Below are 563 nucleotides of genomic sequence, written 5' to 3' on the forward strand. Positions count from 1 at the left end.
CTGCACCACGCTGCCGACAAAACCGAATTTATACACTGCGGCGCCAATGGCCAACAGCAGGAGCAACAGGACAGTCCAGCAAAATTTACACATACCTTTGTTCCAGAAATCGTAGAAGAAGGGGTAATTCTACCCCAGTTACGCCCCTCCCTTGGCAATAACCTGGTGTGGAAGATCACTCAAAGTGCGCTCTCCCCCCCTGGGGTACGGTCGCTGCCAGCTATGGAGAGCGAAGCGAAGGCAGGTAGTCCCCAGCAGCCGCGAGGCCGCACTGTTTTCCCGGCGTGCCTTGCGCCAGAGGGAAAACAAAGTAGGCCTCCGAACGCGGCGTCCAGTCATATGGGCACCAAGTACGGAGCAGCAACGAGCTTGCGAAGTTGTTGCGTAGTGCTTGGTGACCAGGACGGCTGGGGCACAAATTAGGTTGTCAAAGGCCGAGTCAATTTTGGGGGCTGGGATGTCCCAAAATCTATCACGAGGTCGAAGACACGCTTGGTTATACCGTACACACAGGGGACAGACCACGGTTTCCGTGCTATTTTGCTCGCATGAACTCGCACGGA

Annotated in this window: 1 protein-coding gene; it reads right to left on the reverse strand. The window is 55.6% G+C overall.

Annotated elements, in window-relative coordinates; genetic code table 11:
- Positions 1-220: 220 nt before the first annotated feature.
- Complete coding sequence (locus tag ACOCD2_RS25445; RefSeq protein ID WP_294078182.1) at positions 221-418, reverse strand: hypothetical protein; 198 nt, start codon at positions 416-418, stop codon at positions 221-223.
- Positions 419-563: the final 145 nt, after the last annotated feature.

Origin of the sequence: Thiolapillus sp. (assembly GCF_048562965.1) — a bacterium.
Lineage (GTDB): Bacteria > Pseudomonadota > Gammaproteobacteria > Chromatiales > Chromatiaceae > Thiolapillus > Thiolapillus brandeum_A.